This is a genomic window from Streptosporangium sp. DT93 (assembly GCF_049844535.1).
GTDB lineage: Bacteria > Actinomycetota > Actinomycetes > Streptosporangiales > Streptosporangiaceae > Streptosporangium.
Genome location: NZ_JBNCLF010000008.1, coordinates 291,634 through 306,660 on the forward strand (window position 1 = coordinate 291,634; position 15,027 = coordinate 306,660).

Annotated in this window: 14 protein-coding genes; all 14 read left to right on the plus strand. The window is 70.9% G+C overall.

The features are described 5' to 3' along the window. Positions 1–121: 121 nt before the first annotated feature. The 14 genes from ACLQ2R_RS19995 to ACLQ2R_RS20060 all read left to right on the plus strand — a co-directional run bounded on the left by ACLQ2R_RS19995 (position 122) and on the right by ACLQ2R_RS20060 (position 14,979). Complete coding sequence (locus ACLQ2R_RS19995; RefSeq protein WP_425961527.1) at positions 122–658, plus strand: hypothetical protein; 537 nt, start codon at positions 122–124, stop codon at positions 656–658. Between the two features lie 106 nt (positions 659–764). Continuing rightward, positions 765–1,787, plus strand: coding sequence for a DUF3048 domain-containing protein (locus ACLQ2R_RS20000; protein WP_425961528.1), 1,023 nt, complete (start codon positions 765–767; stop codon positions 1,785–1,787). Positions 1,788–1,939: 152 nt separating this feature from the next. Continuing rightward, on the plus strand, positions 1,940–2,854 hold the full coding sequence (gene pdxS, locus ACLQ2R_RS20005; RefSeq protein WP_425961529.1) for a pyridoxal 5'-phosphate synthase lyase subunit PdxS: 915 nt from the start codon (positions 1,940–1,942) through the stop codon (positions 2,852–2,854). 138 nt (positions 2,855–2,992) lie between these two features. Beyond that, positions 2,993–3,583, plus strand: coding sequence for a pyridoxal 5'-phosphate synthase glutaminase subunit PdxT (gene pdxT / locus ACLQ2R_RS20010; protein ID WP_425961530.1), 591 nt, complete (start codon positions 2,993–2,995; stop codon positions 3,581–3,583). 3 nt (positions 3,584–3,586) lie between these two features. Next, positions 3,587–4,339, plus strand: a complete 753-nt coding sequence (locus ACLQ2R_RS20015; protein WP_362806749.1) for a YebC/PmpR family DNA-binding transcriptional regulator — start codon at positions 3,587–3,589, stop codon at positions 4,337–4,339. Between the two features lie 82 nt (positions 4,340–4,421). Continuing rightward, complete coding sequence (locus ACLQ2R_RS20020) at positions 4,422–5,831, plus strand: cation:proton antiporter (protein ID WP_425961532.1); 1,410 nt, start codon at positions 4,422–4,424, stop codon at positions 5,829–5,831. A 148-nt stretch (positions 5,832–5,979) separates the two neighbouring features. Beyond that, positions 5,980–6,591 (plus strand): crossover junction endodeoxyribonuclease RuvC, encoded by a 612-nt coding sequence (ruvC, locus tag ACLQ2R_RS20025; RefSeq protein WP_425961607.1) that lies wholly within the window; start codon positions 5,980–5,982, stop codon positions 6,589–6,591. After that, a complete protein-coding gene (gene ruvA / locus ACLQ2R_RS20030) occupies positions 6,588–7,208 on the plus strand; it encodes a Holliday junction branch migration protein RuvA (protein WP_425961533.1) in 621 nt (206 codons plus the stop codon). Before ruvC ends, ruvA begins: the two co-directional genes overlap by 4 nt. Before the next feature lie 34 nt (positions 7,209–7,242). Further along, on the plus strand, positions 7,243–8,298 hold the full coding sequence (ruvB, locus tag ACLQ2R_RS20035; protein ID WP_425961535.1) for a Holliday junction branch migration DNA helicase RuvB: 1,056 nt from the start codon (positions 7,243–7,245) through the stop codon (positions 8,296–8,298). Between the two features lie 250 nt (positions 8,299–8,548). Next, entirely contained in the window at positions 8,549–8,932 is a 384-nt protein-coding gene (gene yajC, locus ACLQ2R_RS20040; protein WP_425961537.1) for a preprotein translocase subunit YajC, read from the plus strand. 84 nt (positions 8,933–9,016) lie between these two features. Then, positions 9,017–10,834, plus strand: a complete 1,818-nt coding sequence (gene secD / locus ACLQ2R_RS20045) for a protein translocase subunit SecD (RefSeq protein ID WP_425961539.1) — start codon at positions 9,017–9,019, stop codon at positions 10,832–10,834. Next, positions 10,831–11,901 (plus strand): protein translocase subunit SecF, encoded by a 1,071-nt coding sequence (secF, locus tag ACLQ2R_RS20050; RefSeq protein WP_425961541.1) that lies wholly within the window; start codon positions 10,831–10,833, stop codon positions 11,899–11,901. Before secD ends, secF begins: the two co-directional genes overlap by 4 nt. Positions 11,902–12,028: 127 nt before the next feature. Next, positions 12,029–12,547 (plus strand): adenine phosphoribosyltransferase, encoded by a 519-nt coding sequence (locus tag ACLQ2R_RS20055; protein ID WP_425961543.1) that lies wholly within the window; start codon positions 12,029–12,031, stop codon positions 12,545–12,547. Positions 12,548–12,783: 236 nt separating this feature from the next. Then, positions 12,784–14,979 carry a RelA/SpoT family protein gene (locus tag ACLQ2R_RS20060; protein ID WP_386242832.1) on the plus strand — a complete coding sequence of 732 codons (2,196 nt, stop codon included), beginning with the start codon at positions 12,784–12,786 and terminating at the stop codon, positions 14,977–14,979. Positions 14,980–15,027 lie beyond the last annotated feature (48 nt).

Sequence of the window (15,027 nt, forward strand, 5' to 3'; positions counted from 1 at the left end):
CCGGAACGGCGAACGGGGCCGGCGGAGCCGGCGGCTCGGGCGGGGCCGGGAACGCCGGGACGGCCGGGAACGCCGGGAACGCCGCCCTGGTCGGCACGGCGGCCGAAGGGGACGGCCGGTCGTGACGACGACGATCCTGGTGGCGGTCGCGCTCGTCGTGCTCCTGGCCGTCTACGTCTCCTGGAGGGCAGGCCGGCTGGACCGGCTGCACATCCGGCTGGAGCTGGCCCGCGAGTCGCTGGACGCCGCGCTGGTGCGGCGGACGGCCGTCAGCCTGGAGCTGGCGGCCTCCCGGATGCTGGACCCGGCGACGAGCCTGGTGCTGGCCGCCGCCGCCCACGAGGCCCGTACGGCGGGTCCCGAGGAGCGCGAGCACGCCGAGAGCGACCTGTCGCGCACCCTGCGGGCGGTCGTGGACCAGGAGCGCTTCCGGGACCGGCTGGCCGGGACCAGGACCGGGCCGGACCTGCTGGAGGAGCTGGGCGCCGCGGTGGCGAAGGTCCTGTACGCCCGCCGGTTCTACAACAACGCGGTGGGCGTGACCCGTACGGCGCAGCGCCGCCCGCTGGCCCGCACGCTCCGGCTGGCCGGGCACACCGCGTACCCGGACTTTTTCGAGATCGACGACGCGCCCCCGGCCGCACTGGCCGCCGAATAGCGCATATATGCCGATTAAGGGGTGCATGAACCGGAGTATCTGACAAGTCGGACACCGGTAGGCTCTTGGCGTTCGTGCCGAGTGGCCTAGCTGGAGGAGACGCGTCGTGCGGGTGCGCCGGAGGATCACCGTCGTGGTGGCGGGAGTCGCGCTGCTGGCGCCGGCCGCCGCCTGCTCGTCCGACGAGCCCGCCCCTGCGGGCAACGCCCAGGGCGCGACCGGTGAGCCCAGCGCGGCCCCGACCCCGGCCCCGGAGCCCGAGCCGACGCACCCCTTCACCGGTATGCCGGGCTCGGCCCGAAAGCCCGTGCTCGCGGTGAAGATCGAGAACACCGCCGCCGGCAAGCCGCAGCTCGGCCTGAAGAGCGCGGACGTGGTCTACGTCGAGCAGGTCGAGGCGGGCCTGACCCGGCTGATGGCGATCTTCTCCTCGAAACTCCCGGCCAAGATCGGCCCGGTCCGCAGCGCCCGGATCTCCGACCTGCACATCGTCCCCCAGTTCGGCAGGCCCGCCTTCGCCTACTCGGGCGCGCAGACCAAGATGCTCCCCTTCATCGCCGAGGCACCGCTCTTCGACGTCTCCGACAGCCGCCAGCCGGGCGCGTACTTCCGCCAGCCGGGGCGTTTCGCCCCCTACAACCTCTTCGCCGAGACCCGGCGGCTGCTGGCCGGGGCGCCCAAGGCGACCAGGGCCAAGGACATCGGCTTCACCTTCGGCGACGCCCCCGAAGGGGGCACGCCGCGCAAGAGCTACACCGTGCGCTACCCGGCGGCGCGCTTCGCGTTCGTCTGGTCGGAGCCCGCGGGCAGATGGCTGATCTGGCAGGACGGCAAGAAGGACATGTCCGCCGAGGGCGGCCAGCTCGGCGCCCCCACGATCGTCGTCCAGTACACCAGGACCGAGCGCTCGCAGTTCCACGACAAGAACCAGAGCTACACCCCGCTGGTGCACACCACCGGCAAGGGCAGGGCCGTGGTGCTGCGCGACGGCCAGGCGTTCAAGGCCCGCTGGTCGCGGCCCTCGGAGAAGAAGGGCACCGTCTTCACCACCGAGGCGGGAGATCCGATGAACTTCGCCCCCGGCCAGGTCTGGGTCGTGCTGGCCTCGGCCAAACCCGTCATCCCCTGACCCGCGACCCTTACATGATGTCCAACGGGCAGCGTCAAGCGTGACAAGGTGGCATGTGAGGGGAAAGGCCGCCCTGCGCCTACGATGGAGGCGACAGCGGCCGTCCCCCGGGGCGGCCCGTGACCCGCAGCAGACGTCGTGAGGTAGAGCCCGTGTCCAGCAGCACGCCCGAAGTCAGCGAGACCACCGTCACCGGAACCGCCCGGGTCAAGCGCGGCATGGCAGAGATGCTCAAGGGCGGCGTCATCATGGACGTCGTGAACGCCGAGCAGGCGAAGATCGCCGAGGACGCCGGCGCCGTCGCCGTCATGGCCCTCGAGCGGGTGCCCGCCGACATCCGCGCCCAGGGCGGCGTCTCCCGGATGAGCGACCCCGACATGATCGACGGCATCATCGCCGCCGTCTCGATCCCGGTCATGGCCAAGGCCCGCATCGGCCACTTCGTCGAGGCCCAGGTCCTGCAGTCGCTCGGCGTCGACTACATCGACGAGTCCGAGGTCCTCACCCCGGCCGACTACGCCAACCACATCGACAAGTGGCGCTTCACCGTGCCCTTCGTCTGCGGCGCCACCAACCTGGGCGAGGCGCTGCGCCGCATCACCGAGGGCGCGGCGATGATCCGCTCCAAGGGCGAGGCCGGCACCGGCGACGTCTCCAACGCCACCATGCACATGCGCAAGATCCGCGGCGAGATCAAGCGGCTCTCCTCGCTGCCCGAGGACGAGCTGTTCGTCGCGGCCAAGGAGCTCCAGGCCCCGTACGAGCTGGTCGCCGAGGTCGCCAGGGCCGGGAAGCTGCCGGTGGTGCTGTTCACCGCCGGGGGCATCGCCACCCCGGCCGACGCCGCGATGATGATGCAGCTCGGCGCCGAGGGCGTGTTCGTCGGCTCGGGCATCTTCAAGTCCGGCAACCCGGCCGAGCGGGCCTCCGCGATCGTCAAGGCCACCACCTTCCACGACGACCCCGACGTGATCGCCAAGGTCTCCCGCGGCCTGGGCGAGGCCATGGTCGGGATCAACGTCGACGAGATCCCGGCCCCGCACCGGCTGGCCGACCGCGGCTGGTAGACGGTCCCGGCAGGCCGTGTCCCCTGCCCGCCGGGCCCCGGCGGGCCGGGGCCGACTCCGCGGGGAGAAATCGTTTTGGGATGATCCGGGCGAGGGTCATACCCTGAGGAGGACCCACTCGCCCGGAAAGGACCACCGGTGACCAACGCCCCCACGATCGGCGTGTTCGCGCTCCAAGGCGACGTGCGCGAGCACATGCGCGCCCTGGAGGCGGTGGGCGCCCGGGCGGTCGCCGTGCGGCGCCCCCGGGAGCTGGAGGCGGTCGACGGCCTCGTCGTGCCGGGCGGGGAGTCCACCACCATGTGGAAGCTCGCCGAGACCTTCGAGCTGCTGGAGCCGCTCCGCATGCGGATCAAGGCCGGCATGCCCGCCTACGGCTCCTGCGCCGGCATGATCATGCTGGCCGACCGGATCGAGGACGGGATCGAGGGCCAGCAGACGATCGGCGGCATCGACATGGTCGTCCGCCGCAACGCCTTCGGCCGCCAGGTCGACTCCTTCGAGGCCGACATCGACTTCGCCGGTCGCGGGGGGATGCGGGCGGTCTTCATCCGCGCTCCCTGGGTCGAATCCGTGGGTTCGGAGGTCGAAGTGCTGGCGCTGGCCGAACCTGGGGATAGGATCGTCGCGGTCCGTCAGGGACCGCTGCTCGCCACGTCCTTCCACCCGGAGATCACCGGGGATGTCGGTGTGCATTCATATTTCGCTGAGATGGTGAGGGAGCTCTAGGCGATGTCCGGCCACTCCAAATGGGCGACGACGAAGCACAAGAAGGCCGCGCTCGACTCCAAGCGCGGCAAGCTGTTCGCCAAGCTCATCAAGAACATCGAGGTGGCGGCACGGACGGGCGGCCCCGACCCCGACGGTAACCCGACGCTGTACGACGCCATCACCAAGGCGCGCAAGAACTCGGTGCCGATCGACAACATCGAGCGCGCCCGCAAGCGCGGCGGCGGCCTGGAGGCCGGCGGCGCCGACTGGCAGACCATCATGTACGAGGGGTACGCCCCCGGCGGTGTCGCCGTGCTGATCGAGTGCCTGACCGACAACCGCAACCGCGCCGCCTCCGAGGTCCGCGTCGCGCTGACCCGCAACGGCGGCTCGCTGGCCGACCCCGGCTCGGTGTCGTACATGTTCAACCGCAAGGGCGTCGTGCTCGTCCCCAAGGGCGAGCTGGGCGAGGACGACGTGCTGTCGGCGGTGCTGGACGCCGGCGCCGAGGAGGTCAACGACCTGGGCGACCAGTTCGAGGTGGTCTCCGAGGCCACCGACCTCGTCCCGGTCCGCAAGGCCCTGCAGGACGCCGGGATCGACTACGACTCGGCCGAGTCCGGGTTCATGCCGACGCTGAACGTCCCGCTCGACGAGGACGGCGCCCGCAAGGTCTTCAGGCTGATCGACGCCCTGGAGGACAGCGACGACGTCCAGAACGTCTGGGCCAACTTCGACGTCTCCGACGAGGTCATGGAGAAGCTGGACGCCTGACGGCCGCCGCCCGGCGATTTTCGGTTGATCTCATATTGCCTGCGAGGTTTGTCCGTCTGGCCAGGGGCATATCACGCGCACGATGGGCAATCCTGATCTGATCTTCGCCGTGGCGGGCGTCGCTGCGCTGCTCGCGGCCACCCTGCCGCAGCTCCTGAGCCGACGTCCCTTCTCCCTGCCGCTGGCCTGCCTGCTGTGCGGCCTGCTCCTGTACCTCCTGCCGCTGGAGCTCCCCGACGCCGACCCGATCGCCCACCGGGCCCTGGTCGAGCACGCCACCGAGATATGCGTGTTGATCTCCCTGATGGGCGCCGGGCTGGCCATCAACCGTCCCTTCGGCCGGCGCTCGTGGTCCTCGACCTGGCGCCTGCTGGGCTGGACGCTCCCGCTGACCGTCCTCGGCGTGGCCGCCGCCGCCTACGGCCTGCTCGGCTGGCCGCTGGCGGCGGCGCTGCTGCTGGGTGCCGTGCTCGCGCCGACCGACCCGGTCCTCGCCTCCGACGTACAGGTCGGCGAGCCCGTCGAGTCGGATGAGGCCGATGAGTCGGAGAAGCCCGACAAGCGGGAGGAGCCGGAGGAGTCCGTCGACTCGGACAAGGACGAGGCCCCGGAGGAGCCCGTCGACTCGAAGAAGGACGACGACCCCGACAAGGACGACGACTCGGAGAAGGACGACGAGGTCCGCTTCACCCTCACCTCCGAGGCCGGTCTCAACGACGGCCTGGCCTTCCCCCTGGTGTACGCCGCGATCGCGCTGGCCGTCAGCGGGGGAGCCGGCTGGCTGGGCGAGTGGGCGCTGGTCGACGTGCTCTACCGGTGCGGCGCCGGCGTGGTGGGCGGCCTGCTGATGGGCAAGCTGCTGGGGCGCCTGTTCTTCCGCGCCCGTGTCTCCGACCTGCGGCTGGCCGAGCACCGCGACGGGTTCGTGGCGCTGGCCGCGACGTTCCTGGCCTACGGCCTGACCGAGCTGGTACACGGGTACGGCTTCATCGCGGTGTTCGTGACCGCCTGCACGATCAGGGCCGCCGAGCGCCACCACGGCTACAACGGGGTGCTGCACGGCTTCATCGAGCAGATCGAGCGGCTGTTCACGGCGTGGCTGATCGTCCTGCTCGGCGGCTTCGTCGCCCTCGGCGGGCTGAACGCGCTCACCTGGCGGGGCGCCGCCGTCGGCCTGCTGCTGATCCTGGTGATCCGCCCGCTGACCGGATGGCTGGCCGAGCTGGGCGGCAGGGCCGGACCGCGCGAGCGCATCGCGACCGCGTTCTTCGGCATCCGCGGCATCGGCTCGCTGTTCTACCTCGCCTACGCCCTCGGCCAGGCCGACTTCGGCGTACCGGCCGAGGAGCTGTGGGCGGTGGTCGCCTTCACGGTGGTGGCCTCCCTGGTCGTGCACGGCATCTCGGCCACGCCGGTGATGACCCGCCTGGACCGGCTCCGCGACCGGGTCGGCCGCGCCCGGGACGTCGACCCCGCCACCCAGCACCTCTGACCGGCCCCCGGGGCGCCCCTGGGGGCCGGGGCCGCCCCGGCCACTCCGGCGGAGCCGCGAGAGCCGTGCGCGGCGCGCTTCCAGGCGGTAGAGTCTGCCACCGAACTGGTGTTCGGCGAGCGGAGGCGTGTCGGTGCGGGTGCCCGAGCTGCGGGTGATGGGGGTCGATCCCGGGCTTACCCGATGCGGGCTCGGCGCGGTCGAGGGCCGGCCAGGGGCGCCGCTGAGCCTGGTCAGGGTCGGGGTGGTCTACACCCCCGCCGACGACGAGATCGGCGCCCGGCTGGTGGCGATCGAGGCCGGCATCGAGCAGTGGCTCGACGAGGTCAGACCCGACGCGGTGGCCGTGGAGCGGGTCTTCGCCCAGCACAACCTCAGGACCGTGATGGGCACCGCGCAGGCCTCGGCCGTGGCCATCCTGTGCGCGTCCCGCAGGGGGCTGCCGGTGGCGCTGCACACGCCGTCCGAGGTCAAGGCCGCGATCACCGGCAGCGGCACGGCCGGCAAGCAGCAGGTCGGCGCGATGGTCACCCGCCTGCTCCGGCTGGACGCCATGCCCAAGCCCGCCGACGCCGCCGACGCGCTCGCCCTGGCGATCTGCCACGTCTGGCGGGGCGGCGCCCAGAACAGGCTGGCCCAGGCCGCGGCCCAGGCGGCCGACAGGGCGGCCGGCCGGGCCGCGGGCGCCCCGGGAACGACCGCCGCGGCCTACTTCCGCGACCGGGGCCGTGCCGGATACTCGAGAGGAACCACGAAGTGATCGCCTCGGTGCGGGGACAGGTGACCGCGATCGCGCCCGACGGGGCGGTCGTCGAGGTCGGGGGTGTCGGGGTCCGGGTGCACTGCACCCCCATGACGCTGGCGGCGCTCAGGCAGGGCGAGGAGGCCAGGCTGGCCACCTCGCTGGTGGTCCGCGAGGAGTCGCTGACGCTCTTCGGCTTCGCCACCGACGACGAGCGCGGCATCTTCGAGATGCTCCAGGCGGCCAGCGGGGTCGGCCCCAAGGTCGCGCTGGCCATGCTGGCCGTGCACACCCCCAACGCGCTCCGGATGGCCGTGGCCGCCGCCGACGTCAAGGCGCTGACCAGGGTTCCCGGGGTGGGCCCCAAGGGCGCCCAGCGGATCATCGTCGACCTCAAGGACAAGCTCGGCACCCCCGAGGAGGCCGTCGCCGCGGCGCTCAACGGCGACGCCCCGGTGCCCGCCTGGCGCGACCAGGTCCATTCCGGCCTGGTCGGGCTCGGCTACTCGGCCCGCGACGCCGACGAGGCCGTCGCCGCGGTCGCGCCCCAGGCCGACACCGCGCTCGCCGAGGGGCGTACCCCGCAGGTGGCGGCCCTGCTCAAGGCCGCGCTGCGGATGCTGAGCGTGCGATGAGGGTCCTGCGGGCGGCGAGGGAAGGCGGACGGGCGTGAGCGAGCGGGATCTGGTGTCGCCGGAGGCCGAGGGTGACGAGCAGAACATCGAGGCGGCCCTGCGGCCCAAGCGGCTGGACGAGTTCATCGGCCAGGCGCGGGTGCGCGAGCAGCTCTCGCTGGTGCTGCAGAGCGCGCTGCGGCGCAACCGGCCCCCCGACCACGTGCTGATGAGCGGCGGCCCCGGTCTCGGCAAGACGACCCTCTCCATGATCATCGCGACCGAGCTGTCGGTGCCGCTCAGGATCACCTCGGGACCGGCGCTGGAGCGGGCCGGCGATCTCGCGGCGATCCTGTCGACCCTGTCGGAGGGCGAGGTCCTGTTCATCGACGAGATCCACCGGATGGCCAGGCCGGCCGAGGAGATGCTCTACCTCGCCATGGAGGACTTCCGCGTCGACATCGTGGTGGGCAAGGGCCCCGGGGCGACCGCCATCCCCCTGGAGATCGCCCCGTTCACCCTGGTCGGCGCCACCACCCGGGCGGGCATGCTGCCCGCGCCGCTGCGCGACCGCTTCGGCTTCGTGGCGCACATGGACTTCTACGGGGTCGCCGAGCTGGAGCAGGTGCTGCACCGCTCCTCGCGGCTGCTGGGCGTCACCCTGCCGGCCGACGCCGCCCGCGAGATCGCCGGGCGTTCGCGCGGCACGCCCCGCATCGCCAACCGCCTGCTGCGCCGGGTCCGCGACTTCGCCGAGGTGCGGGCCGGCGGCGTGGTGACCAGGGACGTCGCCTCGGCCGCGCTCAACCTCTACGAGGTCGACGCCGAGGGGCTCGACCGGCTGGACCGGGCGGTGCTCGGGGCACTGCTGCGCAGGTTCGGCGGTGGCCCGGTGGGGTTGTCGACGCTGGCGGTCGCGGTGGGGGAGGAGCCGGAGACGGTCGAGGTGGTGGCCGAGCCGTTCCTGGTACGCCAGGGGTTGCTGGCCCGCACCCCCCGCGGCCGGGTCGCGACCGCCGCCGCCTGGACCCACCTCGGGCTGACCCCGCCGCCGGACGCCTTTGGCGCCTCGTTCCTCGTCGACCTGGGAGACGAACCGGGAAAGATATAACGTGGGAACCGTAGGGGAGACGTACGGAATCGATCACAGGTCGATGACGACGGTATCGAAACGGGAACTTCCTCGCGTGCCGAGACGTCACCTCGTTGCCGCGCTCCTAACAGCTCGCCTAAACTCCTAGGCTTGGTCGGCTGTGTAGGCTGACGTGCTGAGTGGCGTGGCCGTACAAGACGTCCGGCTTGAGCCGGCCATTCTCAAGAGAGGGAGCGGCCCCGTGGGCGACAGCTATTCGAGTTTGATCATGATCGCTCTCATGGTCGTGGTGTTCTACTTCCTGCTCATCCGCCCGCAGCGCAAGCGGCAGCAGGAGCAGGCCAAGATGCAGAACAGTCTCACCCCGGGCACCGGCGTGATGACCACGACGGGTCTGTTCGCGACCGTGGTGGCCATCGACGCCGACGACGTGATCCTGGAGATCGCCCCCGGGGTCGAGACCCGCTGGGTCAAGGCGGCCATCGGCCGCGTCCTGGTCCCCGTCGACGACGTGGAGCAGGACCTCAAGGCCACCACCGGCACACTCGGCACCAGCGACACTCTCGGTACCGCCGACCCGGCCGTCCACGACGTGCCGAAGACGGCCGAGCAGCACGGCGAGGGTCAGGACTCGACGAGCAGGAAACCGTGAGCAGGATCCCCACCCGTCCCCTATAGCCGAAAGAACTGACGACCAGTGGCCCGACCGACCAGCAGCCAGAGCAGACCGGGGCGCATGCTCCTGCTCCTCCTGGCGATCATCCTCGCCATGGGCGGTGTGATGCTCTTCAACAAGGCATACACCCCCGAGTACGGCCTCGACCTCGCCGGCGGCACGACAGTGACGCTGCAGCCCGTAACGGCGACCGGAGGCGCTCCCACCGAGGAGAGCCTCAACCTCGCCGTGAACATCATCCGGGACCGGGTGAACGGCACCGGCATCTCCGACGCCGAGGTCGCCAAGGCCGGTGACAACATCCTCATCTCCGTCCCCGGCGTGGGCCAGGAGGAGGTCGTCAAGCTGGTCGGCACCACCGCGGAGCTGAGGTTCCGCCAGGTGCTGGCGGTCGGGCCCGGGTCACCGGCACCCCCGGGACAGCTGTCCACCCAGGCGCCGACCCCGTCCCCGTCGCCCACGACGTCGGGCAAGGGCGGCAAGGGCGACAAGAAGGCCGAACCCGGAGAATCCGCGACCCCGAAGCCCGACGCGACCCCGAAGCCCGACGCGACCGCAGCCCCCGACACCGGGGCCACCCCGGCCGGCCGTGCCCTGTCGTCGGCGCTGACCCGGGCGGGCTCCGCCGCCACCCCGGCCCCCGCCGCCACCCCCTCGGCCGGGTCCGGCCAGGACGGGGCGTCGGCCAAGCCGGACGCGAGCGCCAGCCCCGGCGCCAGTGCCGCGCCCACCGCCCCGCCGAGCACCATGCCCACGGCGCCTGCGGCGCCCGAGGACCCGGCGGCCGGTATGAACACCACCGGCATCGACCCGGCCGCCCTGAAGCAGTTCGAGACGCTCGACTGCTCCAAGGACGCCGGCAAGGGAGCCCAGGACGCCCCGGACAAGCAGTACGTCGGCTGCAGCGCCGACGGCGCCGCCAAGTACGTCCTGGAGAAGGCGGCCGTCACCGGCACCTCGATCGACTCCGCCTCCTCGGGCGTCGACCAGACCACCGGCGAGTGGCTCGTGCAGCTCTCGTTCAAGGGCCAGGGCCCCGACCAGTGGTCGAAGGTCACCACCACCGCCTTCAACTCGCAGGCCCCGCGCAACCAGGTCGCCATGGTCCTCGACGGCGTGGTCATCTCCGCCCCCGTCATCCAGGAGCCCATCACCGGCGGCCGGGCGCAGATCTCCGGCAGCTTCACCCAGGCGACCGCCGACGAGCTGGCCAACCAGCTCAAGTACGGCGCGCTCCCGCTGAAGTTCAAGCAGGGCGCCATCGAGGAGGTCTCCTCCATCCTGGGCGCCGACCAGCTGCGCGGCGGCCTCATCGCGGGCGTGATCGGCCTGCTGCTGGTCGTGGTCTACTCGATGCTCTACTACCGCGGCCTGGGCGTCGTCTCGGTGCTGAGCCTGCTGGTCGCGTCGATCGTGACCTACCAGGCCGTGGTGCTGTTCGGCGCGTTCGCGGGCTTCCGCCTCTCGCTGCCGCACATCATCGGCCTCATCGTGTCGATCGGTATCACCGCGGACTCGTTCATCGTCTACTTCGAACGCATCCGTGACGAGATGAAGGAGGGCCGGCGCTCGCTGCGCACGGCCATCGAGGTCGCCTGGGTCCGTGCCCGGCGCACGATCCTCATCGCCGACGCGGTCATGTTCATCGCCGCCCTGGTGCTGTACTTCCTGGCGGTCGGCGGCGTGGCCGGGTTCGCCTTCGCGATGGGCCTGACCACCCTCATCGACATCGCGGTGGTGTTCATGTTCACCAAGCCGTTCATCGCGCTGCTGGCGAGGCTGAAGTTCTTCGCCAGGGGCCACAGGCTCTCCGGTCTCGACGCCGAGCGCATGAGCGAGACCGCCGTCGCACCCAAGACCGTTCCGCAGGAGGCATGATGTCCGGCATCGCGCGCCGGCTGTACCGGGGTGAGGTCAACGTCGACTTCGTCGGCCGCCAGAAACTCTGGTACAGCCTCTCCGGCATCCTGCTGGTGATCTCCATCGCCGGTCTGGTCTTCAACGGCCTCAACCTGGGCGTGGAGTTCAAGGGCGGGTCGGTCTTCTCGTTCAAGGCCCCGACCGCCACCATCGAGCAGGTACGCGGCACCTTCACCGAGTCCGGTGCCCACCAGGTCATCGCCCAGACGACCAACAACGGCTGGCGGGTCACCACCGAGACCCTCCCGGCCGAACAGGTCACCGCGACGCAGAAGGCGGTGGCGAACGAGTTCGGGATCAGGCAGAACGACGTCACCCTGCAGGTGATCGGCGGCTCCTGGGGTGGCCAGGTGGCCAACAAGGCCGTCATCGGACTGATCGTCTTCATGCTGGCGATCATCCTGTACCTGACGATGGCCTTCGAGTGGAAGATGGCGCTGGCCGCGGTCGTGGCCCTGCTGCACGACCTGGTGATCACCGCGGGTGTCTACGCCTGGTCCGGGTTCGAGGTCACCCCGTCCACGGTGCTGGGCTTCCTGACGATCCTCGGATACTCGCTCTACGATGCCGTCGTCGTGTTCGACATGATCAAGGAGGTCACCGCCAAGCTCGGCACGACCTCCAAGATGACCTACACCGAGGCCGCCAACAACGCGCTGAACCACACGCTGATCCGGTCGCTGAACACCACCCTGGTGGCGATCCTGCCGGTCGCGGCCATCCTGTTCATCGGCACCACGCTGTTCGGCGCCGGCACGCTGAAGGACCTGTCGCTCTCGCTGTTCGTCGGCATGCTCGTCGGCACCTACTCCTCGCTCTGCGTGGCGACGCCACTGCTGGTCACGCTGAAGGAGCGCGAGCCGCGCTACCAGGCGATCGCCCGCAGGCTCTCCTCGCACGGCGGCTCCGGGGTGAAGGCGGCCACGCGCCAGCCGGTCGCCGCGGGGGCCGGAGGTGGCGCCACGGCCACCGGCGGGGCCACCCGCACGGTCACGCCGTCCGCCGACAAGCGCAAGAAGAGGTAGCTCCGGGCACGTCCGCGCCTCCGCTCCCCGCCAGGGAGCGGAGGCGTTCGCCTTCCCGGCCCTCCCGCCGTCCCCGCCGTTCCCGTACCCCTCGGCGTTTCCGCCCCTCCCCTGCAAGGAGTTCACCGTGACCGAGCTGAGCAGCCTGATCCTCGGCCGTATCCGCGACGTGCCCGACTACCCCAAGCCCGGGGTGCTGTTCAAGGACATCACCCCGCTGCTCGCCGACCCGGTCGTGTTCGCCGCGGTGACCGACGAACTGGCCGGGATGTACGAGGTGGACAAGATCGTGGGCATCGAGGCGCGGGGGTTCATCCTGGCCGCTCCGGCCGCCCTGCGGGCGGGTGCGGGATTCGTCCCGGTACGCAAGAAAGGCAAACTGCCCTCTGAGACGCTTGAGGAGTCCTACGATCTGGAGTACGGCTCCGCCGTCATCGAGGTCCACCGGGACGCGTTCGTCCCCGGAGAGCGGGTCCTGATCGTCGACGACGTGCTCGCCACCGGCGGCACGGCACGGGCGGCGGTGGAGCTGGTCCGCAGGGCGGGCGCCGATGTCGTCGCCCTCGCCGTGCTCATGGAGCTGGCCTTCCTCAAGGGACGCGAGCGCCTGACCGACGTCGAGGTGCGCTCCTTGGTCGTCGTTTGACCCACCCGCGGACGAATGCGCACAAGTCGGTCTGGATACACTGAAGAATCTGGACTCGAACGTAGGGAGTCTGAGTGCCCCGTGATGTGGTCGTCCCCGACACGACCGCCGGCGGTGGTGGTCCCGAGACGGCCGCCCCCGCAGGCGACGCCGGTTCCGCCATGTCCGGAGCCGCCGAGGAGAAGCCGGCGGTAAGGCGAAGGCTCGCCCGTCTTGGGGGACAGTGGGGTGGCGGCATGAATCCGGTTCTGGAGCCGCTGTTCCGGACGGTCCGCGCGACCCATCCGAAGGCGGACCTGAGGCTCATCGAGCGCGCCTACGACGTTGCCGCCCACCACCACCGCGACCAGAAGCGCAAGAGCGGCGACCCGTACATCACCCACCCGCTGGCGGTGGCGACGATCCTCGCCGAGCTCGGCACCGACGACGAGACGCTCTGCGCCGCGCTGCTGCACGACACCGTCGAGGACACCGCCTACGGCCTGGACGAGCTGCGCTCGGACTTCGGCGACAACATCGCGCTGCTGGTCGACGGCGTCACCAAGCTCGACAAGGTCAAGTTCGGCGACGCGGCCGAGGCCGAGACCGTGCGCAAGATGGTCGTGGCGATGTCCCGCGACATCCGGGTGCTGGTGATCAAGCTCGCCGACCGGCTGCACAACATGCGCACCATGCGCTACCTGCCCGAGCACAAGCGTCACCAGAAGTCCCGCGAGACGCTGGAGATCTTCGCGCCGCTCGCCCACCGGCTGGGCATGAACACCATCAAGTGGGAGCTGGAGGACCTCGCGTTCGCCATGCTCTACCCCAAGCGCTACGACGAGATCGCCCGCATGGTGTCGGAGCGTGCCCCGCGCAGGGACCTGTTCCTGCAGGAGGTCATCGAGAAGGTCTCCGGCGACCTGCGCGACGCGAAGATCCGCGCGACCGTCAAGGGCCGCCCCAAGCACTACTACTCCGTCTACCAGAAGATGATCGCCAGGGACGTCGCCTTCGACGACATCTACGACCTGGTGGGCATCCGGGTCCTGGTCGACACGGTCCGCGACTGCTACGCGGCGCTGGGAACGATTCACGCGCGATGGAACCCGGTGCCCGGCCGGTTCAAGGACTACATCGCGATGCCCAAGTTCAACATGTACCAGTCGCTGCACACCACGGTCATCGGCCCCGAGGGCAAGCCCGTCGAGCTGCAGATCCGCACCAACGGCATGCACCACAGGGCCGAGTACGGCGTGGCCGCGCACTGGAAGTACAAGGAGGACACGACCACCTCCGGTCCCGCGGGGGCGAAGCTGAAGCCCGCCAGCGACATGGCCTGGCTGCGCCAGCTGCTCGACTGGCAGAAGGAGACCGCCGACCCGGGCGAGTTCCTGGAGTCGCTCCGGTTCGACCTGTCGGTCTCCGAGGTCTACGTCTTCACGCCCAGGGGCCAGGTGATCGCGCTGCCCGAGAACGCGACACCGGTCGACTTCGCCTACGCCGTTCACACCGAGGTCGGCCACCGCTGCATCGGCGCCCGGGTCAACGGCCGCCTGGTGCCCCTGGAGTCGCGGCTGAGCAACGGCGACACCGTGGAGATCTTCACCTCCAAGTCGCCCGACGCCGGCCCGTCGCGCGACTGGTTGAAGTTCGTCAAGTCCGGCCGGGCCCGCAACAAGATCCGTCAGTGGTTCTCCAAGGAGCGCCGCGAGACCGCGATCGAGGCGGGCAAGGAGGCCATCGGCCGCGCCATGCGCAAGCAGGGCCTGCCGCTGCAGCGCCTGATGTCGGGAGAGTCCCTTCTGGCCCTCGCCAGGGACCTGCGCTACCCGGACGTCTCCGCGCTGTACGCGGCCGTCGGGGAGGGCCACGTCGCCGCGCAGGCGATCGTGCAGAAGCTCGTGACGTCCTTCGGGGGGGTGGAGGGCGCCGAGGAGGACATCGCCGAGACCTCGGTCCCCACCAAGCTGCGCGGCCGCCCGCGCGGCAGCGGCGGCGCCGGGGTGGTCGTCGCGGGCGACTCCGACGTCTGGGTACGCCTGTCGCGCTGCTGCACCCCGGTCCCCGGCGACGAGATCGTGGGCTTCGTCACCCGCGGGCACGGGGTGTCGGTGCACCGCACCAACTGCCCGAACATGGACCAGCTCACCTCCGAGCCCGACCGCCTGGTCGAGGTCGCCTGGTCGGCCGCGGACGACTCGGTCTTCCTGGTGGCCCTGCAGGTCGAGGCGCTGGACCGGCCCCGCCTGCTCTCCGACGTGACCCGCACCCTCTCCGACCAGCACGTCAACATCCTGTCCGCGTCGGTGACGACGTCCAGGGACAGGGTCGCGATCAGCAGGTTCACCTTCGAGATGGGCGACCCCAAGCACCTGGGGCACGTGCTGAAGGCGGTCCGCAACATCCAGGGCGTGTACGACGTCTACCGGGTCAGCGGCGCCGGTTCCTGAGGGCACCGGCCGCCGGGCCGTTCCCCGATGACCCGGAACAGGAACGAC